This is a genomic window from Caulobacter sp. GW821-FHT12F03 (assembly GCF_058806855.1).
In genome coordinates this window covers 386343-408438 of record NZ_JBXAQC010000002.1, presented here as the reverse complement: position 1 = coordinate 408438, position 22096 = coordinate 386343, and the positions used below count along the sequence as shown (strand labels likewise).

At 70.3% G+C, this 22096-nt stretch carries 29 protein-coding genes; 16 read left to right on the top strand and 13 right to left on the bottom strand.

Annotated features, from left to right (window positions below; all coding sequences use genetic code 11):
• Nucleotides 1-46 precede the first annotated feature (46 nt).
• Both AC1RN0_RS07445 and AC1RN0_RS07440 read left to right on the top strand, forming a co-directional pair.
• Nucleotides 47-604: a sigma-70 family RNA polymerase sigma factor gene (locus AC1RN0_RS07445; RefSeq protein ID WP_492786796.1), complete on the top strand. Its 558-nt coding sequence runs from the start codon at nucleotides 47-49 to the stop codon at nucleotides 602-604.
• Nucleotides 605-674: 70 nt separating this feature from the next.
• A complete protein-coding gene (locus AC1RN0_RS07440; protein ID WP_492786795.1) occupies nucleotides 675-1322 on the top strand; it encodes a cupin domain-containing protein in 648 nt (215 codons plus the stop codon).
• A 100-nt stretch (nucleotides 1323-1422) separates the two neighbouring features.
• Here the strand turns inward: AC1RN0_RS07440 and AC1RN0_RS07435 are convergent, their stop codons facing one another.
• Nucleotides 1423-2301, bottom strand: a complete 879-nt coding sequence (locus AC1RN0_RS07435) for an isoaspartyl peptidase/L-asparaginase family protein (RefSeq protein ID WP_492786794.1) — start codon at nucleotides 2299-2301, stop codon at nucleotides 1423-1425.
• 78 nt (nucleotides 2302-2379) lie between these two features.
• Here AC1RN0_RS07435 and AC1RN0_RS07430 point away from each other — a divergent pair, with 78 nt between their 5' ends.
• The 5 genes from AC1RN0_RS07430 to AC1RN0_RS07410 are packed head-to-tail and all read left to right on the top strand — an operon-like array spanning nucleotide 2380 to nucleotide 6780.
• Nucleotides 2380-3378, top strand: a complete 999-nt coding sequence (locus tag AC1RN0_RS07430) for an NADPH:quinone oxidoreductase family protein (RefSeq protein WP_492786793.1) — start codon at nucleotides 2380-2382, stop codon at nucleotides 3376-3378.
• 44 nt (nucleotides 3379-3422) lie between these two features.
• A complete protein-coding gene (locus tag AC1RN0_RS07425) occupies nucleotides 3423-4313 on the top strand; it encodes an SDR family NAD(P)-dependent oxidoreductase (protein ID WP_492786792.1) in 891 nt (296 codons plus the stop codon).
• 7 nt (nucleotides 4314-4320) lie between these two features.
• On the top strand, nucleotides 4321-5052 hold the full coding sequence (locus AC1RN0_RS07420) for a 2OG-Fe(II) oxygenase family protein (RefSeq protein ID WP_492786791.1): 732 nt from the start codon (nucleotides 4321-4323) through the stop codon (nucleotides 5050-5052).
• Nucleotides 5049-5780 (top strand): 2OG-Fe(II) oxygenase, encoded by a 732-nt coding sequence (locus AC1RN0_RS07415; protein WP_492786790.1) that lies wholly within the window; start codon nucleotides 5049-5051, stop codon nucleotides 5778-5780. The genes AC1RN0_RS07420 and AC1RN0_RS07415 overlap by 4 nt, the downstream gene beginning before the upstream one ends.
• On the top strand, nucleotides 5773-6780 hold the full coding sequence (locus tag AC1RN0_RS07410) for a DMT family transporter (RefSeq protein WP_492786789.1): 1008 nt from the start codon (nucleotides 5773-5775) through the stop codon (nucleotides 6778-6780). Before AC1RN0_RS07415 ends, AC1RN0_RS07410 begins: the two co-directional genes overlap by 8 nt.
• Here the strand turns inward: AC1RN0_RS07410 and AC1RN0_RS07405 are convergent.
• Nucleotides 6703-7356 carry a lysoplasmalogenase gene (locus AC1RN0_RS07405; protein WP_492786788.1) on the bottom strand — a complete coding sequence of 218 codons (654 nt, stop codon included), beginning with the start codon at nucleotides 7354-7356 and terminating at the stop codon, nucleotides 6703-6705. The two genes, AC1RN0_RS07410 and AC1RN0_RS07405, sit on opposite strands and share 78 nt — an antisense overlap.
• Nucleotides 7357-7374: 18 nt before the next feature.
• The gene (locus AC1RN0_RS07400; protein WP_492786787.1) at nucleotides 7375-7779 is read right to left on the bottom strand and encodes a YkvA family protein; all 405 of its coding nucleotides are present in this window, start codon (nucleotides 7777-7779) and stop codon (nucleotides 7375-7377) included.
• A 53-nt stretch (nucleotides 7780-7832) separates the two neighbouring features.
• On the opposite strand from AC1RN0_RS07400, the gene AC1RN0_RS07395 reads away from it, so the two are divergent.
• A complete protein-coding gene (locus tag AC1RN0_RS07395; protein ID WP_492786786.1) occupies nucleotides 7833-8621 on the top strand; it encodes an SDR family NAD(P)-dependent oxidoreductase in 789 nt (262 codons plus the stop codon).
• Nucleotides 8622-8686: 65 nt separating this feature from the next.
• On the opposite strand, the gene AC1RN0_RS07390 is transcribed toward AC1RN0_RS07395, so the two are convergent.
• From AC1RN0_RS07390 to AC1RN0_RS07380, 3 genes are all read right to left on the bottom strand, one after another.
• The gene (locus AC1RN0_RS07390) at nucleotides 8687-9265 is read right to left on the bottom strand and encodes a CC0125/CC1285 family lipoprotein (RefSeq protein WP_492786785.1); all 579 of its coding nucleotides are present in this window, start codon (nucleotides 9263-9265) and stop codon (nucleotides 8687-8689) included.
• An 82-nt stretch (nucleotides 9266-9347) separates the two neighbouring features.
• The gene (locus AC1RN0_RS07385) at nucleotides 9348-9980 is read right to left on the bottom strand and encodes a LysE family translocator (protein ID WP_492786784.1); all 633 of its coding nucleotides are present in this window, start codon (nucleotides 9978-9980) and stop codon (nucleotides 9348-9350) included.
• A 61-nt stretch (nucleotides 9981-10041) separates the two neighbouring features.
• Nucleotides 10042-10452 carry an MAPEG family protein gene (locus AC1RN0_RS07380; RefSeq protein WP_492786783.1) on the bottom strand — a complete coding sequence of 137 codons (411 nt, stop codon included), beginning with the start codon at nucleotides 10450-10452 and terminating at the stop codon, nucleotides 10042-10044.
• 131 nt (nucleotides 10453-10583) lie between these two features.
• On the opposite strand from AC1RN0_RS07380, the gene AC1RN0_RS07375 reads away from it, so the two are divergent.
• Nucleotides 10584-10790, top strand: coding sequence for a KTSC domain-containing protein (locus AC1RN0_RS07375; RefSeq protein ID WP_492786782.1), 207 nt, complete (start codon nucleotides 10584-10586; stop codon nucleotides 10788-10790).
• A 109-nt stretch (nucleotides 10791-10899) separates the two neighbouring features.
• On the opposite strand, the gene AC1RN0_RS07370 is transcribed toward AC1RN0_RS07375, so the two are convergent.
• From AC1RN0_RS07370 to AC1RN0_RS07355, 4 genes are read right to left on the bottom strand one after another with little or no spacing between them, the layout of a single operon-like run.
• Nucleotides 10900-12138, bottom strand: coding sequence for an argininosuccinate synthase (locus AC1RN0_RS07370; RefSeq protein ID WP_492786781.1), 1239 nt, complete (start codon nucleotides 12136-12138; stop codon nucleotides 10900-10902).
• A gap of 59 nt (nucleotides 12139-12197) precedes the next feature.
• Entirely contained in the window at nucleotides 12198-12563 is a 366-nt protein-coding gene (locus AC1RN0_RS07365) for a hypothetical protein (protein ID WP_492786780.1), read from the bottom strand.
• The gene (locus tag AC1RN0_RS07360) at nucleotides 12560-12916 is read right to left on the bottom strand and encodes a hypothetical protein (RefSeq protein ID WP_492786779.1); all 357 of its coding nucleotides are present in this window, start codon (nucleotides 12914-12916) and stop codon (nucleotides 12560-12562) included. Before AC1RN0_RS07360 ends, AC1RN0_RS07365 begins: the two co-directional genes overlap by 4 nt.
• 1 nt (nucleotide 12917) lies before the next feature.
• Entirely contained in the window at nucleotides 12918-14876 is a 1959-nt protein-coding gene (locus AC1RN0_RS07355; RefSeq protein ID WP_492786778.1) for a potassium transporter Kup, read from the bottom strand.
• Nucleotides 14877-15042: 166 nt separating this feature from the next.
• Between AC1RN0_RS07355 and AC1RN0_RS07350 the strand changes: the two genes are divergently transcribed.
• From AC1RN0_RS07350 to AC1RN0_RS07340, 3 genes are all read left to right on the top strand, one after another.
• On the top strand, nucleotides 15043-15474 hold the full coding sequence (locus tag AC1RN0_RS07350; protein WP_492787007.1) for an Rrf2 family transcriptional regulator: 432 nt from the start codon (nucleotides 15043-15045) through the stop codon (nucleotides 15472-15474).
• 85 nt (nucleotides 15475-15559) lie between these two features.
• Nucleotides 15560-16165 carry a flavodoxin family protein gene (locus AC1RN0_RS07345; protein WP_492786777.1) on the top strand — a complete coding sequence of 202 codons (606 nt, stop codon included), beginning with the start codon at nucleotides 15560-15562 and terminating at the stop codon, nucleotides 16163-16165.
• A gap of 66 nt (nucleotides 16166-16231) precedes the next feature.
• Nucleotides 16232-17032, top strand: coding sequence for an SDR family NAD(P)-dependent oxidoreductase (locus AC1RN0_RS07340; protein WP_492786776.1), 801 nt, complete (start codon nucleotides 16232-16234; stop codon nucleotides 17030-17032).
• Nucleotides 17033-17042: 10 nt separating this feature from the next.
• On the opposite strand, the gene AC1RN0_RS07335 is transcribed toward AC1RN0_RS07340, so the two are convergent.
• Nucleotides 17043-17741, bottom strand: coding sequence for a MarC family protein (locus AC1RN0_RS07335; RefSeq protein WP_492786775.1), 699 nt, complete (start codon nucleotides 17739-17741; stop codon nucleotides 17043-17045).
• A gap of 59 nt (nucleotides 17742-17800) precedes the next feature.
• On the opposite strand from AC1RN0_RS07335, the gene pyrF reads away from it, so the two are divergent.
• Nucleotides 17801-18502, top strand: a complete 702-nt coding sequence (gene pyrF / locus AC1RN0_RS07330) for an orotidine-5'-phosphate decarboxylase (RefSeq protein ID WP_492786774.1) — start codon at nucleotides 17801-17803, stop codon at nucleotides 18500-18502.
• A 119-nt stretch (nucleotides 18503-18621) separates the two neighbouring features.
• Here the strand turns inward: pyrF and AC1RN0_RS07325 are convergent, their stop codons facing one another.
• A complete protein-coding gene (locus tag AC1RN0_RS07325) occupies nucleotides 18622-19455 on the bottom strand; it encodes a hypothetical protein (RefSeq protein ID WP_492786773.1) in 834 nt (277 codons plus the stop codon).
• Between the two features lie 111 nt (nucleotides 19456-19566).
• Entirely contained in the window at nucleotides 19567-19776 is a 210-nt protein-coding gene (locus tag AC1RN0_RS07320) for a DUF1674 domain-containing protein (protein ID WP_492786772.1), read from the bottom strand.
• Nucleotides 19777-19873: 97 nt separating this feature from the next.
• Between AC1RN0_RS07320 and AC1RN0_RS07315 the strand changes: the two genes are divergently transcribed.
• The 3 genes from AC1RN0_RS07315 (at nucleotide 19874) to AC1RN0_RS07305 (ending at nucleotide 22080) form a co-directional block, all read left to right on the top strand.
• On the top strand, nucleotides 19874-20293 hold the full coding sequence (locus tag AC1RN0_RS07315; protein ID WP_492786771.1) for a hypothetical protein: 420 nt from the start codon (nucleotides 19874-19876) through the stop codon (nucleotides 20291-20293).
• 76 nt (nucleotides 20294-20369) lie between these two features.
• Nucleotides 20370-20753: a hypothetical protein gene (locus AC1RN0_RS07310; RefSeq protein ID WP_492786770.1), complete on the top strand. Its 384-nt coding sequence runs from the start codon at nucleotides 20370-20372 to the stop codon at nucleotides 20751-20753.
• A 43-nt stretch (nucleotides 20754-20796) separates the two neighbouring features.
• On the top strand, nucleotides 20797-22080 hold the full coding sequence (locus AC1RN0_RS07305) for an RsmB/NOP family class I SAM-dependent RNA methyltransferase (protein WP_492786769.1): 1284 nt from the start codon (nucleotides 20797-20799) through the stop codon (nucleotides 22078-22080).
• Nucleotides 22081-22096 lie beyond the last annotated feature (16 nt).

The following is a 22096-nucleotide window of genomic DNA, read 5'->3' as shown; positions in this document are numbered from 1 at the left end:
AACCGCGCACTGGACCAATCGGAGCGGGCGTGACTATCCCTTGGGGGTGAACCGCGCCGACAGCGACCCCTTCGCCGAGTTGATGGACCGCATCGCCCGCCACGGCGATCGCGCGGCCTATGCGGCGCTGTTCGATCACTACGCTCCCCGGGTGAAGGGCTATCTGGCCCGGCTGGGTCTCGAATCCGCGCGCGCCGAGGACCTGACCCAGGAGGTGATGGTCGCGGTCTGGCGCAAGGCCGGCAGCTTCGACGCGGGCAAGGCCAGCGTCTCGACCTGGATCTTCCGCATCGCCCGCAACCGGCGCATCGACCTGTTCCGCCGCGAACGCACCGCGACGCTCGATCCCGACGATCCGCAGCTGAGCCCCGAGGCGCTGCCGCCGCCGGACGCCGGGCTGGAAGCGCGCCAGCGCGAGACGCAGGTGGCGCTGGCCCTGGCGGAGCTGCCGCCCGAGCAGCGCGAGATGGTCCGGGCCGCCTTCTACGAGGACCTGACCCACAGCGAGATCGCCGAGCGCTTCGGCCTGGCCCTGGGCACGGTCAAGTCGCGCCTGCGGCTGGCGTTCGACAAGCTGCGGCGCGGCCTGGAGGCGGCGCGATGAACCGGTCCCTCGCCTTGACCCCGGCGGAACCCGCTCCATATCCCGGCTTTTCAAGGAGTTGCCTGACCGCATGACCGCCGTGACGCCCCTTCCCGACCCCGCCAGCCATCCCGGCCTGCGCCTGATGGAAGCGACGGCGGCTGTCCTGCGTGGGGACCAGTCGCCGCCGCGGCCGTCGGACGTTCTGGGCGGCGCCTTTCTCGACACCGAGTCGCCGCTGGCCATGGCCGGCGGCGCGGCCGACGCGGCGCTCGCCCGCATCGCGGCGCTGGAGGCGATCGACGATCGCGCCCGTTCGGCCGCCCGCGGCGCCGGCAAGGGGCTCGGCGAGGTGCTGGCCCTGCCCGACCCGCTGCGCGAGGCCGTGTTCGAGGCGATCGGCGCGGGCCGCAAATGGCGCTTCCTCGGCTTCGGCATCCGCGGCCTGAAGCTGGCCACGGGCGGCGAGGGCGAGACCGAGCTGCTGCGCATCGAGCCCGGCCACGGCGTCGCGCCGCACGACCATGACGGCGAGGAATACACCCTGGTGGTCACCGGGGCCTTCCACGACGGTCACCAGCGGTTCGGCCCGGGCGACGTCAACATCGCCCAGCCCGGCTTCGTGCACGCGCCGATCGCCGAAAAGGACGGCGTCTGCTACGCCCTCGGCGTCAGCCTCGGCGGCGGCGCGCGCTTCGAGGGTGCGTTCGGCCTGTTCCAGCGTTTGAGCGGGCTGTAGGCCACACGGGCCACACGGGGACAGGTTAACCTGTCCCCATCAGCGTGAAAGGGGACAGGGCAAACCGTCCCGAGCGACAGCTTTACCAGTCCCCTTCTGATCAGAACGCCTCTGACACGATCTCGCCGCCCGGCAGCAGCGCCGCGCGCTTCATGCCGGCCGAGACGAACGGCATGGCGACATTGCCGTCCGCGTCGACCGCGATCAGGCCGCCCTCGCCGCCCAGGGCCCTGATTTCCGCCAGCACCGCGTCCGCCGCCTCGGCCAGGGTCTGACCGCCGAAGCGCACGCGATGGGCCAGCTGCGCGGCCGCGGCGACGCGCACGAAATACTCGCCCTGGCCGGTGCAGGACACGGCCACCCGCTGGTCAGCCCAGCCGCCGGCGCCGATCAGCGGCGTGTCGCCGACGCGGCCCGGCAGCTTGCCGAACACGCCGCCGGTCGAAGTGGCGGCGGCCAGCCGGCCCTCCATGTCGCGCACCACGCAGCCGACCGTGCCGTGCGCGAGTGTTCCGGGCGGATGGTTGGACTCGTCCTGTCCGGCATGGGTGAACCATGCCGCGTCATCGGCGATGGCGGGCAGCTTCTGGTCCGCCGCGAACCGCGCGGCGCCGTCGCCGGCCAGCATGACGTGCGGGGTCCAGTCCATGATCGCCCGCGCCACCCCCACCGGACTCTCGAACCCCTGCAGCGCCGCGACCGACCCGGCCCGGCCGGTGAAGCCGTCCATCAGGCAGGCGTCGAGCTCGTACTGGCCGACGGTGTTGGGCGAGGCGCCCCGGCCGGCGACATAGAGGCCGGACGCCTCCAGCTCGGCCGTCACGGACTCGGCCACGTCCAGCGCCAGCGCCCCGGCCAGCAGCCGGTCGCGCCCGGCCTCGACCACGCCGCGCATGTGGGCGATCTCCCGGCTGTAGTCGCGGCCGCGCTTCGCGCCCGCGCCGCCATGCACCACCAGACTCAAACAATTGTTCGCCAACGCGTCCCTCCCGCCTATAAACGCGGAAAGGCCCGCGATACCCTTCCGGGCCATTCAATGAAAGAGCGGGAGAGACGCATGCGGGCGGTGCTGAGCAAGAGCGTGGGCGGACCGGAGACCCTGGTCATCGAGGAGCTGCCCAGCCCCAAGGCCGGTCCCGGCCAGGTGGTGCTGTCGGTCAAGGCCTGCGGCGTCAACTATCCCGACGTGCTGATCATCGAGGACATGTACCAGTTCAAGCCGACGCGGCCGTTCGCTCCGGGCGGCGAGGTGGCCGGCGTGGTCAAGGAACTGGGCGAGGGCGTCACCCATCTGAAGGTCGGCCAGCGCGTGCTGGCCAACACCGGCTGGGGCGGCATGGCCGAGGAGCTGGCGCTGGACGCCGCCCGCGTGGTGCCGATCCCCGACTCGATGTCGTTCGAGGAAGGCGCCGCCTTCATGATGACCTACGGCACCTCCTATTACGGCCTGAAGGACCGCGGCTATCTCAAGCCCGGCGAGACCCTGCTGGTGCTCGGCGCCGCCGGGGGCGTGGGCCTGGCCGCCGTGGAACTGGGCAAGGCCATGGGCGCGAAGGTCATCGCCGCCGCTTCGAGCCAGGCCAAGGTCGACCTGGCCATCGCCCGCGGCGCCGACAGCGGCGTCGTCTACCCGACCGGCCCGTTCGACAAGGACGGGACCAAGGCCCTGGCCAACCTGTTCAAGGACGCCTGCGGCCCGAACGGCTGGGACGTGGCCTATGACGCCGTCGGCGGCGATTATGCCGAGGCGACCATCCGCGCCGCCGGCTGGGGCGGTCGCTTCCTGGTCATCGGCTTCCCGGCGGGCATCCCCAAGGTGCCGCTGAACCTGACGCTGCTGAAGTCCTGCGACATCGTCGGCGTGTTCTGGGGCGCGGCCGTGGCCCGCGATCCGAAGGCGCACCAGCAGAACGTCAAGGAACTGATGGACCTGTACACGGCCGGCAAGATCAAGCCGCACGTGTCCGAGACCTTCCCGCTCGAGCGGGCGGGCGACGCCATCGCCCACCTCGCCAGCCGCAAGGCCATGGGCAAGGTGGTCGTGGTCACCGGCTGACGACTGAAGACAAAGAAAACATAACGAAATCAGGGAAGATACACATGGCGGGTCGTCTGGAGGGCAAGGTCGCCCTCATCACCGGCGGGGTTTCGGGCATCGGCCTGGGCACGGTTGAGCTGTTCGCGCGGGAAGGGGCCTGCGTGATCGCCGCCGACCTGCAGGACGAGAAGGGCGCCATGCTCGAGAAGCGGTTCGACGGCCGCATCCGCTACGCCCACTGCGATGTCACCAGCGAGAAGGACATCGCCAACGCCGTGAAGATGGCCGCCGACCAGTTCGGCGGCCTCGACATCCTGTTCAACAACGCCGGCCACGGCGGCGCTCCGGGCAACGTTTCCGAGGTCGACGTCGAGGCCTGGGACGCCACCTTCGCCCTGCTGGTGCGGGGCCCGGCCGTCGGCATGAAGCACGCCATGCCCCTGATGGTCGAACGCGGCGGCGGCTCGATCATCAACACCGCCTCGATCGCCGGCCTGCAGGCGGGCTTCGGCCCGCTGGCCTATTCGGCGGCCAAGTGCGCCGTGATCCACATGTCGCGCTGCGCGGCGGCCGAGCTGTCGCCGAAGAAGATCCGCGTCAACGCCATCTGCCCGGGCCTGATCGCCACCTCGATCTTCGGCGCCTCGATGGGCCTGCCCCGAGACGTCGCCGACCAGATGGCCGCCCGCTTCGAGGAGGCCGGTCCCAAGGTCCAGCCGATTCCCAAGGCCGGCATGCCCGAGGATATCGCCCGCGCGGCGCTCTATCTGGCCAGCGATGACTCGCTGTTCGTCACCGGCACCCACATCGTGGTCGACGGCGGCCTGACCATCGGCGGCCGCGGCTCATGGGATCTCGAGGCGCCCAGCCCGATCCTCGCGGCGCTCGGCATCACGCCCGAGCAGGCGCAGCAGATGCAGGCGGCGATGATCGCCCAGCGCGCGGGAGGCTGACAGCCCTGTGACGACCCCGCTGGTCATCGACCCGGCCCTGGATCCCCGGCGGATCGCCCCGGTCTTCGCGCGATCGGGCCGCATCCACCTGCCCGGCGTGTTCAGCCGGGAGGCGGCGGCCGGGATCGGCGCGGCGATCAGCGGCGACAGCGTCCCCTGGGTCAAGTCGTGGCGGACCAACGGCCCCAGCCTCGACGGCTCGTTGCGGGACTTCGAGGCCATGACGCCCGACCTGCGCGCCGCCTTCGACGCCGACATGGCGGCGGCGGCGCGGGCCGGCTTCTGCTTCCGCTTCGACGCCTGGCGGGCCAGCGACGACATCCTCGCCGGCAAGCGTCGGGGCGGGGCGCTAGCGCCGCTCGAGGCGGTCCATGACTTCCTCAACGGCGAGGCCTTCCTGTCGTTCGTGCGAACCCTGACCGGCGAACCGCGCTGCGCCTACAGCGACGTGATGGTCTCGCGCTACCGGGCGGGCGACTTCCTGTCGGCCCACGACGACGACATCGTCGGCAAGAAGCGACTGTTCGCCTATGTGCTCAACTTCACGCCCGTCTGGCGGGCCGACTGGGGCGGGGTGCTGAACTTCCTCGACGAGGACGGCCATGTCGCCGAGGGCTACGCCCCGACGTTCAACGCCCTGAACCTCTTCCGTGTCCCGCAGGAGCACGCGGTGTCCATCGTGGCGCCGTTCGCCGGGGGGCCGCGTCTGTCGATCACCGGCTGGGTGCGCGCGCGATGACCCTGACCCTGAATCCCGCCCTCGACCCCAAGGCCCTCGCCGGCGCCTTCGCCCGCAACGGCCGGCTGCACATTCCCGGCATCCTGCCGACCGCCCAGGCGGAAGCGGTCAGCGCGGTGCTGTCGGGCGACGCGCCCTGGACCCGCGCCGTGCAGATCGGCGGCCGGGCGCTCGACACGACCATCGAGGCCTGGGACGGCATGCCGCCCGAGCACCGCGCGGTGCTCGACACGGCGACCCGCGAGGCCGCGCGCACCGGCTTCCTCTACCAGTTCGACGCCTGGCGGCTGAGCGACGAGCTCGAGGCCGGCAAGCGGCGCGGCGGCTTCTGCGCGCCGGTCGAGGCGGTCTATGACCTGATCAACAGCGCGCCCTATCTGGCCTTCATCCGCACGCTCACGGGCGAGCCGGACGCGGTCTATTGCGACGCCATGGCCACCCGCTACCGGCCGGGCGACTTCCTCACCACCCATACCGACGCCGCCGAGGGCAAGCACCGGCTGTTCGCCTTCGTACTGAACTTCACGCCGGTGTGGCGACCGGACTGGGGCGGCCTGCTGATCTTCCCGGGCCAGGACGGCCACATCGACGAGGGTTATGTCCCGACCTTCAACGCGCTGAACATCTTCCGCGTGCCCGCGCCCCATACCGTGACCCAGGTGGCCAGCTTCGCCTCGGAACCCCGGCTGTCGATCACCGGCTGGATACGATCGGCCCGCGATGCCTGAAGACCTCCCTCCCGTCCCGGCGCTGGCCGAGCGGCCGAAACTGGCGCCCAACGTGCGGGGCGCGCTGTGGATGCTGGGCTCGGCGCTCGGCTTCACGGTGATGACCACCCTGATCAAGTTCCTCGGCGCCGACTATCCGGCGGCGCTGCAGACCTTCTACCGCCAGGCGGCCGGGCTGCTGGTACTGGCCCCGCTGATCGCCCGCGACTGGCACGGCGCCTTCCACACCACCCGCCCCGGCATCCTGCTGTTCCGCTCGGCGGTCGGCACCCTGGCGATGATCCTCAGCTTCTACGCCTTCCAGAAGCTGCCGCTGGCCGAGGCCAACGCCCTGTCGTTCACCCGCACCCTGTGGATGGTGCCGCTGGCGATGTTCATCCTGCGGGAAAAGACCGGCGCGCTGCGCATCGGCGCGGCCCTGGTCGGCTTCTTCGGCGTTCTGGTCATGCTGCGGCCCGGCGCCGGCGACCACCACGGCTTCGGCATGGGCCAGCTGGCGGCGCTGGCCTCAGCGGCGATGTTCGCCACCACCATCACCGGCATGAAGGTGATGACCCGCGACCACTCGCCGTTCACCCTGCTGGTCTGGTCGGCGGTGCTGGGGCTGGTGTTCTCGATTCCCGGCGCGGTGTTCGTCTGGCGCTGGCCCAATCCCTTCGACCTGTTCCTGCTGGCCAGCATGGGCGTCTTCGGGACCATCACCCAGGCCTGCTACATCAAGGGCATGCAGATCGGCGACGCGGGCGCCATGGCGCCGATCGACTACAGCCGGCTGGTGTTCACCACGGCCACGGGCTTCTTCATCTTCCACGAGGTGCCGGGCCTCGCGACGGCGATCGGGGCCGCGATCGTCGTGGCCTCGACCCTGTTCATCACCTTCCGCGAACAGTACGTGGCCCGGCAGGCGCGGCTGGCGGCCGCCTCAGGGCAGGCGCAGGAAGGCCCAGGCGATCAGCGCCTGACCGCCGTAGTAGAGAAACCAGACCGCCCAGCGGGTTAGCCGGTCCGATCCGAACAGCGCCTCCTCGCGGAACAGCGACCCGGCGAGGATCGCGTCGGAGGTCATGAACAGCACCGCCCCGAGCATCGCCGGCCAGTAGAAGGCCGGCAGCAGGAAGCTCGAGCCGACCATCACCGCGATGACGATGACATAGAGGGTCACGGCCGCCCGCATAGGCCCCAGCGCGCGCCACAGCCAGGCCAGCACGGCCACGGCGGCCAGCCCGACGGCGACGGCCCCCGTCAGCTGCGGCGGCGTCATCTCCAGCGCCGGGTCGCGGGTTTCCTGGAACAGGAAGATCAGCAGCACATGGCCGACGAGGAAGGCGAACAGCCCGGCCGGCAGCCAGCGCCGCGGGTCGCCGGCCAGGAAGCCGTCGCCGACCACGCACAGCAGCAGGCCCGCGGCCAGCAGCCAGGGCGCATTGGAGAAGAAGGCGATCACCGCGATGGCGCCGACGGCCGCGACCTTGACCACCGTCCGCTGCAGCGACGGCGCCTGGCCGGTCATGATCAGCCCGTAGGTCAGGGCCGCCAGGGCCGACACCACGGTCAGCACGGTGTTGATGTCGTCCATGGCCCCCGCCGAGAGTCGTCAGTCGTCCGCCGTCACCTTCGCCAGCCAGGCCCGCGCGGCGTCGCGGTGATGCGGCTTGATATTCTTGCCGACCACCGCCAGCAGCGCCGCGAACACCGCCGCGTCATCGGTAAAGCCGATTCCCGCGAGAATGTCCGGAATGGCGTCGGTCGGCAGGACGAAATAGGCCAGGGCGGCGAGCATCATGCCCTTGGCGGCGGCCGGCGTGGCCGGATCGCGGGCGCACCACCAGATCGACAGGGCGTCGGAGGCGAACGGGATGCGCGCGGCGACGCGTCGCATCTTGGGCCAGAAACCCCGTGTGACGCGACGTTCGTTGACCTGGACGACCTCGGGAACGAGGGCCCGGCCAGGATCAATGACCTGGTTTACGTCGGGTGACGGCTTGGATTCGGCGCTCATCGGGATAAACCCCTTTCCGAACTGTATTCAACATAAGGATCGGGGAGCCGTCCATGAAGCTTGATTCCTCCATTTCCGCCGTCGTCACCGGCGGCGCCTCCGGCCTCGGCGAGGCCACTGTCCGCGCGCTGGTCGCCCAAGGCGTCAAGGTCGCCATCTTCGACCTCGACCGTCAGGCCGAACGGGGCGCCGCGCTCGAGAAGGAGCTGGGCGTCACCTTCTGCGCCGTCAACGTGACGAGCGACGCCGACGTCGACGCCGGCTTCGAAAAGGCCCGCGCGGCCAACGGCCAGGAGCGCATCCTGGTCAACTGCGCCGGCACCGGCAACGCGGCCAAGACCGCCAGCCGCGACAAGAACACCGGCGAAATCAAGCATTTCCCGCTGTCGCACTTCGACATGATCATCCAGATCAACCTGGTCGGCACCTTCCGCTGCATCGCCAAGTCGGCGGCCGGCATGCTGACCCTGGAGCCCCTGCCGGACGGTGATCGCGGCGTGATCATCAACACCGCGTCGGTGGCGGCCGAGGACGGCCAGATCGGCCAGGCGGCCTATTCGGCGTCCAAGGGCGGCGTCGTCGGCATGACCCTGCCGATCGCCCGCGACCTGTCGAGCGAAGCCATCCGCGTCAACACCATCCTGCCGGGCATCTTCAACACCCCGCTGCTGGCCGCCGCGCCGGAAGCGGTCAAGGCCGCCCTGGGCGCCCAGGTGCCCTTCCCCAAGCGTCTCGGCCAGGCGGAAGAATACGCCTCGCTGGCGCTGGAGATGATCCGCAACGGCTACTTCAACGGCGAAGACGTCCGTCTGGACGGCTCGATCCGGATGGCCCCGCGCTAGACCGCGGTCCATCGCGACGGAAAACGGGGCGGCTTCCGGAAGGAGGCCGCCCTTTTTTCTGCCCGTCACTGCGCCGCCGGCGGCCGCACGATCGACGGTCCCAGGTTGGCCATGACCTCGCGGGCGTCGAAGGCGCGCGGATCGTTTGCGGGCTTGGCCCCGTGGCCGATGAGGATCTCGGCCGAAGCCTCGAACTTCTCGACCGTGCGCACATCGATGCGGTCGGCCCAGAACGGATCGCCGTAGAACGGGTCCCAGGCGCGCCAGCCCCAGCTCGGGCCGTAGTAGCGCCAGTAGGGCCGCCAGTAGCTGTAGGGACCGTACGGGCCGTAGGGATTGGGATCGACGTAGGTGCGGGCCTTGCGGTCGGTCTGCCGCTCGACCAGCGCGAACCAGTCCCCGCCCTGCGCCACCGTCAGCTCGGCCGCCCGGAACAGCAGATAGCGCTCCACCGTCTCGCGCGACGTCAGGCTGTTGCCGGCGAAGTTCACCCGGAACCGGTCGGCTTCGAGCCGGGTCTCGGAGAATCCGCCCGAAACCGCCTGACCGCGGACATTGGGCTGGTAGGGGGTGGCCGTGGCGCAAGCCGAAAGGCCTGCCGTCGCGACCAGCGCCACCGCGAGGGCGGCCGCCTTGAAGGTCATCGTCGTTGCTCCAGCACGAGGTTTGTCCCTGTGTGAGCACAACACATGGGCCCTGCGGACGGTTGCGCCAAGCGGGAACAGACTACCGGCGCGTCAGGATCAGGACCGCCACCGCGATCAGCAGCACCCCGACCGTCAGGGCGTAGACGCGGCGAAAGGCCGGCTCGTTCATCCGCCCGGCGAGGGCCGCGCCGCCGAGGCCGTAGGCGGTCATGGCCATGACATCCATGCCGATGGTCGCGGCGGCGTACCACGGCAGCTGCGGCGGCACGGCCCGCGCGGGGTCGAGGAACGGCGGCAGCACGGCGGTGAAGAACAGCAGCGCCTTGGGATTGGCGATCTGCACCGAGAAGCCGTCGAGGAAGGCCGACCGGGCGCCGTGGACCGCCGGACGTTCGGCCGGGCCGCCCTCGCCGCGCAGGCCCGCGCGGATCGAACTCACCCCCAGCCAGGCGACATACAGCCCGCCGCCGATCGCCAGCAGCCGGAAGGCGGCGGGAAACGCGGCCATCAGGGCGCTGAGGCCGAGCGCCGCGCCGGTGAACCAGACCAGGGTGGCGGCGTTCATCCCGGCCACGCCGATCAGCACCTGGACGCGGCCGCGCTGCAGCCCCGTGGCGATGGCGAACAGGTTGGCGGGCCCGGGCGTGATCGCCATCAGGACCATGGTCGCCAGGAAGGCGCTGTAACGGGCGGGATCGACGGGGAAGGCCATGAGCGGGGGGCTTAGCGTCCCCGCCCCGCTTCGACCAGCCGGTCCCGCGCCGGAAGACAGATCAGGCCAGCAGGATCAGCACGGCCTTGCCGAGCGCGCCGAACAGCAGGACGGCGGCGGCCAGGGTCTGGACCAGGAAGCCCAGCTCGCGCTTGCCCGGATCCTTGACGTAGCCGAGGGCGTAGAGAATGCGGCCGACGATCCACACCGCGCCGATGGCCGAGGCGATCACGCCGGTCGGGTCCTGCGGCGTCCAGAACAGGTGGAACAGCCACAGCGACGGCAGGAAGATCGGCAGCCATTCGAGGGTGTTGGCCTGCACCCGCACGGCCCGCTCGAGGAGCGGATCGCCGGTCATGGCCGGCGCGGCGATGCCGGACTTGCGACGCGCGGCGCCGACGCCGAGACCCATCCAGAAGTAGGCCAGCAACGCCAGCAGCGTGACGATGGCGACATAGGCGTGCGTTTGCATGTGAAGAAGCTCCCCGGTTCCCAACGGTCTGCGCCGTCCGGGGGGAACCTGTCATGCTTCGCGCAAAGCCGGAACCCTTGGCCGCCCCGGCCCTTTTACCGTGTGGACCGCCGGGAACACGGGAGACCGCCATGCCCTTCGCTTCCACCGCCATCCGCGACATCCGCTACGAGGATGACCGCCAGAAGCTGTTCGTGACGTTCGTCGACGGGGGCGAGTACGTCTACGTCGGCGTGCCGGACGAGCTGCACCGCGGCTTCGTCGCGGCCGACTCCAAGGGCCGCTTCTTCATCGACCAGATCCGCGACCGCTTTCCGTACAACCGGCTGGACAGCTAGGGCCGTACCCAATTCAAACCGCCGTCATCCTCGGGACAAGCCCGAGGACGACGAGTGTGGGTTGCGAGCGGACGGAGACACGCACTCAAGCGCCTGTCCCCGATCGGACCTATTCCTTCGCGGCGCGCTGGTCGCGCTTGGCCAGCACGCGCAGGCGCAGGGCGTTGAGCTTGATGAAGCCGCCGGCGTCGCGGTGGTCGTAGGCCACCTTGCCCTCCTCGAACGTCACCAGGTCCTGGTCGTAGAGGCTGTAGGGGCTGGTGCGGCCGATGACGGTGACGTTGCCCTTGTAGAGCTTGACCCGCACCTGGCCGGCGACCCTGGCCTGGCTGTAGTCGATGGCCGCCTGCAGCATCTCGCGCTCGGGGGAGAACCAGAAGCCGTTGTAGACCAGCGAGGCGTACTTCGGCATCAGCTCGTCCTTCAGGTGCATGGCCCCGCGGTCGAGCGTGATCGACTCGATGCCGCGGTGGGCGGCCAGCAGGATCGTGCCGCCGGGGGTCTCGTAGACGCCGCGCGACTTCATGCCGACGAAGCGATTCTCGACCAGGTCGAGGCGGCCGACGCCGTTGTCATGGCCCAGCTGGTTCAGCCTGGTCAGCAGGGTGGCGGGCGACATCGCCACGCCGTCGATGGCGACCGGGTCGCCCTTCTCGAAGTCGATGGTGAAGACGGTCGGCTTGTCCGGCGCGTCCTCGGGGCTGATCGTGCGCATGTGCACGAACTCGGGCGCCTCGACGGCCGGGTCCTCGAGCACCTTGCCCTCGGACGAGCTGTGCAGAAGGTTGGCGTCGACGCTGAAGGGCGCCTCGCCGCGCTTGTCCTTGGTGATCTGGATCTGGTGCTTCTCGGCGAAGTCGAGCAGGGCCTCGCGGGACTTGAAGTCCCATTCGCGCCAGGGGGCGATCACGGTGATGTCGGGCTCGAGGCCATAGTAGCCGAGCTCGAAGCGGACCTGGTCGTTGCCCTTGCCGGTGGCGCCGTGGCTGACCGCGTCCGCGCCCATCTTGCGGGCGATCTCGATCTGCTTCTTGGCGATCAGCGGACGGGCGATCGAGGTGCCGAGCAGGTACTGGCCCTCGTAGACCGTGTTGGCGCGGAACATGGGGAAGACGTAGTCCCGCACGAACTCCTCGCGCACGTCCTCGATGAAGATGTTCTCCGGCTTCACGCCCGCCGCCAGCGCCTTGGCGCGCGCCGGCTCGATTTCCTCGCCCTGGCCGAGGTCGGCGGTGAAGGTGATGACCTCCGCCCCGTATTCGGTCTGCAGCCACTTGAGGATGATCGAGGTGTCGAGGCCGCCCGAATAGGCGAGGACGACCTTCTTGACGGACTTCTTGGCGGTCACGGCGGTGTTCCTGGGGAGAGACAAGTTCCGGCGCGTTCAAGGGCGCCGGGGGGCCGGGGTCAACCCTTGAGTTGGCCTTCGGCGTCGAGGGTGATCAGCGCGCGCCGCACCTGCGACAGGTGCAGCACCGCCGCGAGCGGCGCGAGGGTCAGGCGAACGCCGAGGGCGATCAGGGCGCCGTCGAGGTCGAGACCCGGCGCGCGGCTCTCGAACTTCAGCCAGACGCCGGCGGCGATGGCCAGGATCGGGACCACCCACAGGGCGGAAAAGCGGTCGACCCGCGTGGCCACGACCGCGCCCTTCCAGGCCACAGGCACCCTGGTCCCGGCCGGGATCTTCTTCCAGCTGCTCCACGACAGGGAGCACATCAGGGCCAGCGCCATGATCCAGAAGGCGTCGCCGAGGATGGAGAGGATGTGGATCATTCGCCGAACAGCTCCTTGCGCCGCGCCTGGCGGCCGCGCCGCCTGGCCCTGACCATGGCGATCAGGACGCCCTGGGCGACCGCCAGGGCGACGATCCAGGCGCTGAAATAGATCGCCGCTCCGGGCGAACGACCTTCGCCGAGGATGACGAAGAACACCACGCCCGCCACGATCAGGATCAGGGGCGGCATCGCTGCCAGCTGGAGCCGGGAGTAGCTGCGACGCCCGCCGAGGCCGTCCGGGGTTTCGATCAGCTGGCCGCCCGTCGTGGACCGCCAGGTGAGGATCGAGAGGACCAGGCTGGCCCCCAGCGTGGCGATCCAGACCAGCAGGGCGGGCGGGGGCCAGGACATCCTACACCGTAACCTGGGCGCCCATTTCCACCACCCGTCCCGGCGGGATCTTGAAGAAGTCCGTCGGGTTGGCGGCGTTGCGCATCAGGAAGATGAAGATCTTGTCCTGCCACAGCGGCATGCCGCTGTGGGCCGAGGCGATCACCGAGCGGCGGCCGAGGAAGAAGCTGGTCGCCATGATGTCGAACTTCAGGCCCTGCTGTTTGCGCAGCAGCGCCAGCGCCTTGGGCACGTTCGGCGTCTCCATGAAGCCGTAGGTGATGATCAGCTTCTTGAAGTCGTCGTTGACCGGCTCGATGCGCACGCGGTCGGCCTCCATGACGCGCGGCGTCTCGGCGGTGCGCACCGTGGCGATGACGTTCTTCTCGTGCAGCACCTTGTTGTGCTTGAGATTGTGCATCAGGGCGACCGGGGTCATGTCCGGGTCGCTGGTCAGGAAGATGGCCGTGCCGGGCGCGCGGTGCGGCGGCCGGGCCTTGAGGATGTCGATCAGGTCGGTCAGCGGCACCGAGTCCCGCCGGGTCTTGTCGGTGAGGATCTGCGAGCCGCGGGTCCAGGTCCACATCAGCAGCACCAGCACCCCGCCGAACACCAGCGGCATCCAGGCGCCCTGCGGGATCTTCAGCAGGTTCGAGGAGATGAAGGTCAGGTCGAGCAGCACCAGCGGCACCAGCAGGGCCAGGGTCGCCGCCCAGCTCCACTTCCACGCCGCCCGGACGATGACGAAGGCCAGCAGGGTGTCGACCAGCATCGAGCCGGTCACGGCGATGCCGTAGGCCGACGCCAGGGCGTGCGAGTTGCGGAAGCTGAACAGCAGCACCAGCACGCCGACCATCAGCATGGTGTTGACCTGCGGCACGAAGATCTGGCCGGCCTGGGTCTCCGATGTGCGGCGGATGTCGATGCGCGGCAGCAGGCCCAGCTGCACGGCCTGTTGCGTGACCGAGAAGGCCCCGGTGATCACCGCCTGGCTGGCGATGACCGTGGCGCAGGCGCCGAGCACCAGCACGGGCCAGTAGGCGAACTGAGGCACCATTTCCCAGAACGGATTATGGCGCGCCGCCGGATGGGCGAGGATGAAGGCGCCCTGGCCGAGGTAGTTCAGCGCCAGACAGGGGAAGACCACCACCAGCCAGGAGGCGCGGATCGGCCCTTTGCCGAAGTGGCCCATGTCGGCGTAGAGCGCCTCGGCCCCGGTCACGGCGAGGAACACGCTGCCGAGGATAACGAAGCCGAGGAAGCCGTTCTCGAACAGGAAGCGGACGCCGAACCACGGGTTGAAGGCCTGGAAGATCCGCAGGTTCTCGCCGAGGTGATAAAGGCCCAGCGCGCCGAGGATCAGGAACCAGATCAGGGTGATCGGGCCGAAGAACGAGGCCACCTTGTGGGTGCCCCGCGACTGGACCATGAACAGGCCCACGAGGATCGCCGCCGAGATCGGCAGGATGTAGGGGTCGACGCGGGCGCCCATGCCGGGCGCGTCCTTCAGGCCTTCCATGGCCGAGAGCACCGAAATGGCCGGGGTGATCACCCCGTCGCCGTAGAACAGCGCCGCCCCGATGACCCCGAGCAGGAACACCGCCGCCGACCGCTTGCCGGTCGACTTGGTGAGGGTCCGGCGGGCCAGCGCCATCAGCGCCAGGGTGCCGCCCTCGCCCTTGTTGTCGGCCCGCATCAGCAGGAAGACGTATTTGACCGTCACGACCAGGAACAGGGCCCAGATGACCAGCGAAACGACGCCCAGAACGGCGTGCTCGGTCGAGGCGCTGTTGCGCGAATGGGCCAGGGCCTCGCGCATGGCGTAGAGCGGGCTGGTGCCGATGTCGCCGAACACCACGCCGATCGAGCCGAGCGCCAGCGCCCAGAAACTCTGGCTGCCGTGGCCGTCTGCGGAAGGGGCGGGAGTCGGGTGTGGGACCGCCGATGAGGAAGCGGTCGCGCCAGGGGCTTCGGAAGCCATAAGGTCCCTCCGGGATCACGACGGGAAAGTCCCGCCGCCAGGTCCCAAGCGAGTGCGGCGCGGGCGATACACCCAATCCGCAGGGTGTTCAATGCGCCGCCGCGACGTCAGTTCGACGATTTTCGTGGCGCCGGGGCCCTGCCTTTCCTACCTTCCTGGTCCGATCATGTCAGACAGTCAGAAATTCCCGGTTGCGGCGCACGCGCTCGCCTACCTCGCCCACAAGCAGGCGACGTCGGCGGAGCATGCCATTTCGAGCGCCGAACTGGCCGCTTCGATGCCGACCAACCCCGTGGTGGTGCGTCGCGTGACGGCCATGCTGGCGCGCGCCGGTCTGATCGACACCCGCGCCGGGGCCGGGGGCGGGGCCTGGCTGAAGGTCGATCCCGCGACGATCCGTCTCGATGTGGTGCTGCGCGCGGTCGGCGGCTGCACCCATCTGGGCGTCGCCCCCCCGGGGGTCAAAGGCTGCCCGGTCGGCGAGATGATCCCCGACGCGGTCAGCGCCGCGATCACGGCGGCCGACGCGGCGGCCTCGGAGCGGCTGGCGCGGATCACCGTTTCCGATCTGCTCAACGGGCCCGCAGAAAAACTGTAATCAAGTTTGTTGCCGATACCTTGTCGACCCCGGACCCGCTCCATACGTAACTGTCACTGACACAGTTTCTTGTAAGGAGCCTCCCATGGCCCGCATCGCCATCGCCTTCCACTCCGGCTACGGCCACACCGAAGCCATCGCGGGCAGCATCGCCGACGGCGTGCGCCAGTCCGGCGCCGAGGCCGTGCTGCTTAAGATCGAGAGCGCCGTCCAGGACTTCGAGCCCTTTCTCGAAGAGATCGGTCGCTCGGACGCGGTGATCTTCGGCTCGCCGACCTACATGGGCGACGTCTCGGCGCCGTTCAAAGCCTTCGCCGACGCCACCTCCAAACCCTGGTTCACCCAGGCCTGGAAGGACAAGCTGGCGGCCGGCTTCACGGTCTCGCACAGCTTCTCCGGCGACAAGCTGCACACGCTGCAGAGCCTTTCGGTGCTCGCCGCCCAGCACGGCATGGTCTGGATCGGCCAGGGCGAGGCGGCTCCGGCCGTCACCGCCGCCGAGCGCGGCCCGGACGCGGTCAACCGCGTCGGCGCCTTCCTCGGCCTCGCGGCCCAGGCCGACAACGCCGCCCCGGACATCTCGCCGCCGGCCGGCGAGCATCTGACCGCGCAGCTTCTGGGCCGGCGCGTGGCCCTGGCGGCCCGGCGCTGGGCCCGCGGGGCGGACAATGAACTGGCCCATGCGGCCTGACGCCGCTTGACCGGGTCAGCGGGCGGGACAATCTAGAGGTCCCAGTTCCTCCAGGGTCCCGCCCGCATGGCTCGTCGCCTTGCGCTGATCACCGGCGCCTCCGCCGGCATCGGCGCCGCTTTCGCCCGCATCTACGCCAGCCACGGTTATGATGTGGCCCTCACCGCCCGTCGCGCCGACCGGCTCGAGGCGCTCGCCGCCGAGATCCGCCTGCGGTTCGGCGTCGAGGCGCTGGTCATCGCCGCCGACCTGGCCGAGCCGGGCGCGAGCGACGCGATCCTCGCCGAGGTCGAATCGCACGGCCGGGTCGTCGACGCCCTGATCAACAACGCGGGCTACGGCCTGCCCGGCGCCTATTCGGCGACCGAATGGCCGGACCAGCGGGCGTCGCTGCAGGTCATGCTGATCGCGGTCTGCGAACTCACCCACAAGGTCCTGCCCGGCATGATCGAGCGGAAATTCGGCCGCGTGGTCAACGTCGCCTCGCTCGCGGGCCTGGCCCCCGGCACGGCCGGCCACACCCTCTATGCGGCGACCAAGAGCTTCCTGATCAAGTTCTCGCAGAGCCTGCACCTGGAGAACCAGGCGACCGGCGTGCATGTGACCGCGCTCTGCCCCGGCTTCACCTGGTCGGAATTCCACGACGTCAACGCCACCCGGGCGCAGATCACCCAGTCGACGCCGCAGTGGCTGTGGCTCGGCGCCGACGAGGTGGCGGCGACCGGCTACGAGGCGGCGGAAGCCAACCGGCCGGTCTGCGTCACGGGCGTGCCCAACAAGATCATCGCCGCGATCGTCAAGATCCTGCCCGACGACTGGGCGCTGGCCCTGATGGCCAGCCAGGGCAGCCGCTTCCGGAAGGTCTAGGACACGGCCGCTACCGCGTCGCCGCGTAGGGGGCCGAGACGTTCTTCTTGATGATCACCCCGCGGGCGGTGTCGGCCACGCCGATGATCACGAACTGCACCGCCATGGCGCAGAGGATCAGGCCCAGCACCCGCACGATGATGGTCATGCCGATGCGGCCGAGCATCCGCGAAATCAGCGGCGTCAGCCAGAAGCAGACCATGGTCAGGGCCGACACGGCGGCGATCACCGCCACGCCGACGACGAAGCCCTGGATCCCGAGCGCTTTGGCCCCGCTGGCGTAGATGATCACCGTCGAGATCGCGCCCGGCCCGATCAGCAGCGGCATGGCGAACGGCACCACCAGCCGCTCGAACCGGCGGCGGGCGTAGGCGCGCGGGCCCTCGGCCTCGGCCCCCTCGGCGGCGTCCGAGAACATCGCGGTGAAGTCGTCCCGCGCCATCTCCAGACCCATCAGGAACAGGATCACCCCGCCGGCGATGCGGAAGGCCGGCAGGGAGATGCCGAAGAACTCCAGCAGCGACAGGCCGGTGAAGAAGAAGAAGGTCATGAACACGAAGGCGAACAGCGCGATGTAGACCGCCACCCAGCGGCGGCCGGCGGCGACCGCGCCGGCGGTCGCGGCGGCGAACACCGGCACGTTGCCGATCGGGTCCAGCAGCGCGAACAGGGCGACGAAGAAGTTGACGGCGTATTCGGACGGGCTCATGCACGCGTCTTAGCCCAAATCACCGCCGCGCGCCTCCCCCGGGGGGCGGGAGAAAACGCATGTCCGCAGACCCGCGCCTGATCATCGCCCTCGACCTGCCGGGCCGCGCCGACGCCGAGGCGATGGTCGAGACGCTCGGCGACGCGGTCAGCTTCTACAAGATCGGCCTGCAGATGCTGGCCGTCGGCGGCATGGACATGGCGAAGGACCTCAAGGCCCGCGGCCGGCAGGTGTTCCTCGACTGGAAACTGCACGACATCGGCGCGACGGTGGAAAAGGCCACCGCGGCGATCGTCGGCTCGGGGGCCTGCGATATCCTGACGGTCCACGCCCAGCCGCAGGTGCTGGCGGCGGCGGTCAAGGGGCGCGGCGGGGACAGGCAGGCGAAGATCGTCGGCGTGACGGTGCTGACCAGCCTGAGCGGCCAGGACCTGGCGCAGATCGGCTACGGCATGGGCGTCGAGCAACTGGTCGAGCGCCGCATCCGCCAGGTGATCGACGCCGGCGCCGACGGCGTGGTGGCCAGTCCGCACGAGGCGGCGCTGGCGCGCAGCATCGGCGGCCCGGACTTTCTGGTGATCACGCCCGGCGTGCGGCCGGCCTGGGCCGGCAAGGACGACCAGGCGCGCGCCGCCACCCCGCTGGAAGCCCTGCAATCGGGCGCCAGTCATCTGGTGGTCGGTCGTCCGGTGACGGCCGCGGCCGATCCGCGCGACGCCGCGCGGCGCATCGCCGAAGAGATGTCGGGCAGCCTGGCCTGAGTGCGTCCTTCGAGACGCGATCCTGAGGGATCGCTCCTCAGGATGACGGGCCAGGGTGAGCTGTACTTCTGTTCGTCATGGTGAGGAGCGAGCCTCAAGCGAGCGTCTCGAACCACCGCCTAGTGGCAGCCGCAGCCGTGTGACGGCGGACGATGCGGCGGCGGACGGTGGCCGCCCCCGCCGCCGATGCTGACCCTCGCGCTCGCGCTGGCGCTGGCCCAGGACGACGCTGACGCGCTGGCTCCGGCGTAGGCGTAGCCGCCGCCCCCGCCGCCGCCATAGATCACGTCCGGCCCGACCCCGCCGCCGCCCCAGAAGAAGCCGTCGCCCAGGCGCACCTCGCCGCAGGCCGGCGGATAGCGCGGATCGCGAGGCGCGGCGCAGGGCGGGGGCGGATAGCCGCCGCATCCGCCGCCACAGGACGGCGGCGGCGCGGGAACGGGGTAGCCGCCGCACTGATCGCAGCCCGGCGCGTAGCCGCCCGACGGCGGCGGGGCGCAGGCGCCGCACGGCGGAAGGCCCGAGGTCTGGTGATAGATCGGCGGCGGCCAGTGGCCGGGTTCGCAACAGGCCGGCGCCGGGTAACCGGCCGGCTGGCAGCAGGGTCCCGGCGACGGCGGATAGTAGGCCTGGGGCGGCGGCGAGGGCGGATAGCCCGCCGCCTCGCAGCAGGGTCCCGGGGCCGGGACGTAGCCGCCCTGGCCCGGAGGCGGGTAGACCGCCGGGGGATACGGGCTGACCGGATAGGACTGGGCCGACGACGCCTGGCCGTAGGCATAGCCGTCCTCACCATACTGGCCGACGGCGACGTAGCCGTCGCCGGGCGGGGGTCCGGCGACATAGGCGGCCTGCGGCGGCGAGGGCGGCGAGGGCGGCTCATAGGCGGCGGCGGCGCGGGCCAGCACCAGCAGGCTGACCACCGCCATCGAAACCCGGACTATCCACCTGATCATGGCCGCCTCCAGCGCCGTGAACGGGCAGCCTAGATCGGGCCAGGGGGACGCGGCGACCGGTTGCCCCTGAGGCGCGAGGCCGGCGTGGTTAAAGTTCGCTTGACGCGACCGTCAGAAGTCGCTGGCCAGGCCCTTGCGCTCCCAGTCGCCGTAGCGCGTCGGTTCCGGGCCGGACGGGCCGCCCTGTTCCGGCGGCAGGGCGGCGGGCGGCGCGGCGGCGCGGCGGGCGGCGGCCTCTTCCAGCGCCCGACGGGCCGCCGGCGTCAGCACCGCGTCGGGATTCGCCCCGGGGGGCAGGTCGTCTTTGGCGTCGTTTTCCATGGACAAGATTTAACACAACTCCGGCTTGCGAACAGTGATCGGTGATGATTTACGGGCCGCCCCCAAGCAGCAAGAACAACAAGGGAAGATTACAACTATGTCACGTTGGCCCAATGCCTTCTTCTTCGCCGCCAGTCTGTGCATCCTCGTGGGCGCCAACTGGGGCCTTTACATGAGCACTACTCATGACTTCAGCACAGCGCCCGCGCATGCTCACCTGAACCTTCTGGGTTGGGTCAGCCTGTCGATCATGGGCGGCTTCTACGCCCTTCTGGGCAAGGATACGCCCCTCTGGCTGGTGCGGACCAACTTCTTTCTCTCCTGCACCGGCGTCGTCTGCATGATCACCGGCCTCGGCCTGCTGTTCACCAACGTCGCCACGATCAAGCAGCTCCTGCCGCTGATCGCCGTGGGCGAACTGTCGGTCATCGCCGGCTTCGTCAGCTTCGCCGCCGCGGTGTTCCTCAGCCTCCGGCTGGTCGGCGCCCGCCGCCAGCCCCGCCCGGCCGCCGCTTGATCGTTTGATCGAACGCTGGTCTCGTAACGCCCGCCCGATTTGAGCGGGCGTTTTCGTTTCTGGGGGAAACCTGAACATGCCTCGTGTCTCGAACGCCTTCTTCACGGTCGCGGCCCTGTGCGGCCTGGCCGGGATGGTCTGGGGGTCCTGGATGGGCGCGTCCGGCGACCACGGCCTGCATCCCGCCCACGCCCACCTGAACCTGCTCGGCTGGGTCAGCCTGTCGATCATGGGCGGCTACTACGCCCTGCCCGGCGCGCCGAAGGCCGGTGTTCTGGCCTGGGTCAACTTCGTGCTGTCCGCGCTGGGCGCGATCCTGATGGGCGCCCTGCTGCCGCAGGTGCTCCTGCAGAAGCTGCCCGGCCAGATCATGATGGCCGCCGAGGTCCCGACGATCCTCGGGATGATCTGCTTCCTGATCAGCGTGATCTCCGGCGGCCGCAAGCCGGCGGCGGCGTGACCGCGCCCTTGCGCCGCGCGCCCGGACAGGGCACGGGGCGCGGGTGAGCGAGCATGAAGACATCGGACTCCCCGCGCGGGAGGCGGCGGCCCAGTTCCTGGAAGCGGCCCTGTCGCGCCGGGCCGGGCTGGACGAAGCCCTGGCCGGATCGGCCGGACGGGGCCTCGCGCCCCGCGACCGGGCCTTTGCCCGCGCCCTGACCATGGCCGCGCTGCGGCGGCTGGGCACCATCGACAGGGCCCTGGCGCCGAAGCTTCAGCGGGAGCCGCCGGAGCGGGTGCGCACCCTGCTGCGGCTGGGCATGACCCAGCTGTTCTGGATGGACGTGCCCGACCATGCCGCCGTCTCGACCACCGTGGCCATCGCCGACCGGCTCAAGCCGACACGCGCGTTCAAGGGACTGATCAACGCCGTCCTGCGCGGGCTGCAGCGCGACGGCCGGCCGGCAGACGATCCCGAGACCCTCGCCCCGTCCTGGCTTATGGCCCGCTGGCAGGCGGCCTGGGGGCCCGAGACCGCGCGCGCCATCGCCGCCGCCATCGCCGACGAACCGGCCACCGACCTGTCGGCGAAGGACCCGGCCGACGCCGAAGCCCTCGCCGCCCTGCTGGAGGGCGAGGTCCTGCCCGGCGGCTCGATCCGCACCCGCAAGCGCGGCGACCTCTCCGAATGGCCGGCCTTCGACGAGGGTCGCTGGTGGGTGCAGGACGCCGGCGCGGCGATCCCGACCCGCCTGCTGGACGTCAAACCCGGCGAGACCGCCCTCGACCTGTGCGCGGCGCCCGGCGGCAAGACGCTGCAGCTGGCCGCCGCCGGGGCGAGCGTGGTCGCGCTCGACCGCTCGGCCGACCGGCTCAAGCGGGTGACCGAGAACCTCGCCCGGCTGAACCTGACGGCCGAGGTCATCACCGCCGACGCGCGGTCCTGGCCTGACAGGCGGACCTTCGACGCCGTGCTGCTCGACGCCCCCTGCTCGGCCACCGGCACCTTCCGCCGCCATCCGGACGTGCTGTGGGCCGCGGCGCCCGGCGACATCGCCAGCCTGGCGACAGTGCAGGCGCGGATGCTCGATTCCGCCGCCGCCCGGGTGAAACCCGGCGGGCGGATGGTCTACTGCGTCTGCTCGCTGGAGCCCGAGGAGGGCGAAGCCCAGGTGCGGGGCTTCCTGGCCCGGCATCCGGAGTTCACCACCGTGCCGGTCACGCCCGGCGAAGGCGGCGCCCCGGCCGCCAGCATCACGGCCGACGGCTGGCTGCGCATCCTGCCGCATCATCTCGAAGGCGGCATCGACGGATTCTTCGCCGCCCGGATGGTCCGCAAGGGCTGACCCGTCCTTGTTCGGA

Excerpts from the sequence above, each read along its gene's own strand:
- AC1RN0_RS07440 (WP_492786795.1), top strand. The coding sequence starts at position 675 with ATGACCGCCGTGACGCCCCTTCCCGACCCCGCCAGCCATCCCGGCCTG.
- AC1RN0_RS07430 (WP_492786793.1), top strand. The coding sequence starts at position 2,380 with ATGCGGGCGGTGCTGAGCAAGAGCGTGGGCGGACCGGAGACCCTGGTC.
- AC1RN0_RS07425 (WP_492786792.1), top strand. The coding sequence starts at position 3,423 with ATGGCGGGTCGTCTGGAGGGCAAGGTCGCCCTCATCACCGGCGGGGTT.
- AC1RN0_RS07415 (WP_492786790.1), top strand. The coding sequence starts at position 5,049 with ATGACCCTGACCCTGAATCCCGCCCTCGACCCCAAGGCCCTCGCCGGC.
- AC1RN0_RS07410 (WP_492786789.1), top strand. The coding sequence starts at position 5,773 with ATGCCTGAAGACCTCCCTCCCGTCCCGGCGCTGGCCGAGCGGCCGAAA.
- AC1RN0_RS07405 (WP_492786788.1), bottom strand. The coding sequence starts at position 7,356 with ATGGACGACATCAACACCGTGCTGACCGTGGTGTCGGCCCTGGCGGCC.
- AC1RN0_RS07400 (WP_492786787.1), bottom strand. The coding sequence starts at position 7,779 with ATGAGCGCCGAATCCAAGCCGTCACCCGACGTAAACCAGGTCATTGAT.
- AC1RN0_RS07395 (WP_492786786.1), top strand. The coding sequence starts at position 7,833 with ATGAAGCTTGATTCCTCCATTTCCGCCGTCGTCACCGGCGGCGCCTCC.
- AC1RN0_RS07390 (WP_492786785.1), bottom strand. The coding sequence starts at position 9,265 with ATGACCTTCAAGGCGGCCGCCCTCGCGGTGGCGCTGGTCGCGACGGCA.
- AC1RN0_RS07385 (WP_492786784.1), bottom strand. The coding sequence starts at position 9,980 with ATGGCCTTCCCCGTCGATCCCGCCCGTTACAGCGCCTTCCTGGCGACC.
- AC1RN0_RS07380 (WP_492786783.1), bottom strand. The coding sequence starts at position 10,452 with ATGCAAACGCACGCCTATGTCGCCATCGTCACGCTGCTGGCGTTGCTG.
- AC1RN0_RS07375 (WP_492786782.1), top strand. The coding sequence starts at position 10,584 with ATGCCCTTCGCTTCCACCGCCATCCGCGACATCCGCTACGAGGATGAC.
- AC1RN0_RS07365 (WP_492786780.1), bottom strand. The coding sequence starts at position 12,563 with ATGATCCACATCCTCTCCATCCTCGGCGACGCCTTCTGGATCATGGCG.
- AC1RN0_RS07360 (WP_492786779.1), bottom strand. The coding sequence starts at position 12,916 with ATGTCCTGGCCCCCGCCCGCCCTGCTGGTCTGGATCGCCACGCTGGGG.
- AC1RN0_RS07355 (WP_492786778.1), bottom strand. The coding sequence starts at position 14,876 with ATGGCTTCCGAAGCCCCTGGCGCGACCGCTTCCTCATCGGCGGTCCCA.
- AC1RN0_RS07350 (WP_492787007.1), top strand. The coding sequence starts at position 15,043 with ATGTCAGACAGTCAGAAATTCCCGGTTGCGGCGCACGCGCTCGCCTAC.
- AC1RN0_RS07345 (WP_492786777.1), top strand. The coding sequence starts at position 15,560 with ATGGCCCGCATCGCCATCGCCTTCCACTCCGGCTACGGCCACACCGAA.
- AC1RN0_RS07340 (WP_492786776.1), top strand. The coding sequence starts at position 16,232 with ATGGCTCGTCGCCTTGCGCTGATCACCGGCGCCTCCGCCGGCATCGGC.
- AC1RN0_RS07335 (WP_492786775.1), bottom strand. The coding sequence starts at position 17,741 with ATGAGCCCGTCCGAATACGCCGTCAACTTCTTCGTCGCCCTGTTCGCG.
- pyrF (WP_492786774.1), top strand. The coding sequence starts at position 17,801 with ATGTCCGCAGACCCGCGCCTGATCATCGCCCTCGACCTGCCGGGCCGC.
- AC1RN0_RS07325 (WP_492786773.1), bottom strand. The coding sequence starts at position 19,455 with ATGATCAGGTGGATAGTCCGGGTTTCGATGGCGGTGGTCAGCCTGCTG.
- AC1RN0_RS07320 (WP_492786772.1), bottom strand. The coding sequence starts at position 19,776 with ATGGAAAACGACGCCAAAGACGACCTGCCCCCCGGGGCGAATCCCGAC.
- AC1RN0_RS07315 (WP_492786771.1), top strand. The coding sequence starts at position 19,874 with ATGTCACGTTGGCCCAATGCCTTCTTCTTCGCCGCCAGTCTGTGCATC.
- AC1RN0_RS07310 (WP_492786770.1), top strand. The coding sequence starts at position 20,370 with ATGCCTCGTGTCTCGAACGCCTTCTTCACGGTCGCGGCCCTGTGCGGC.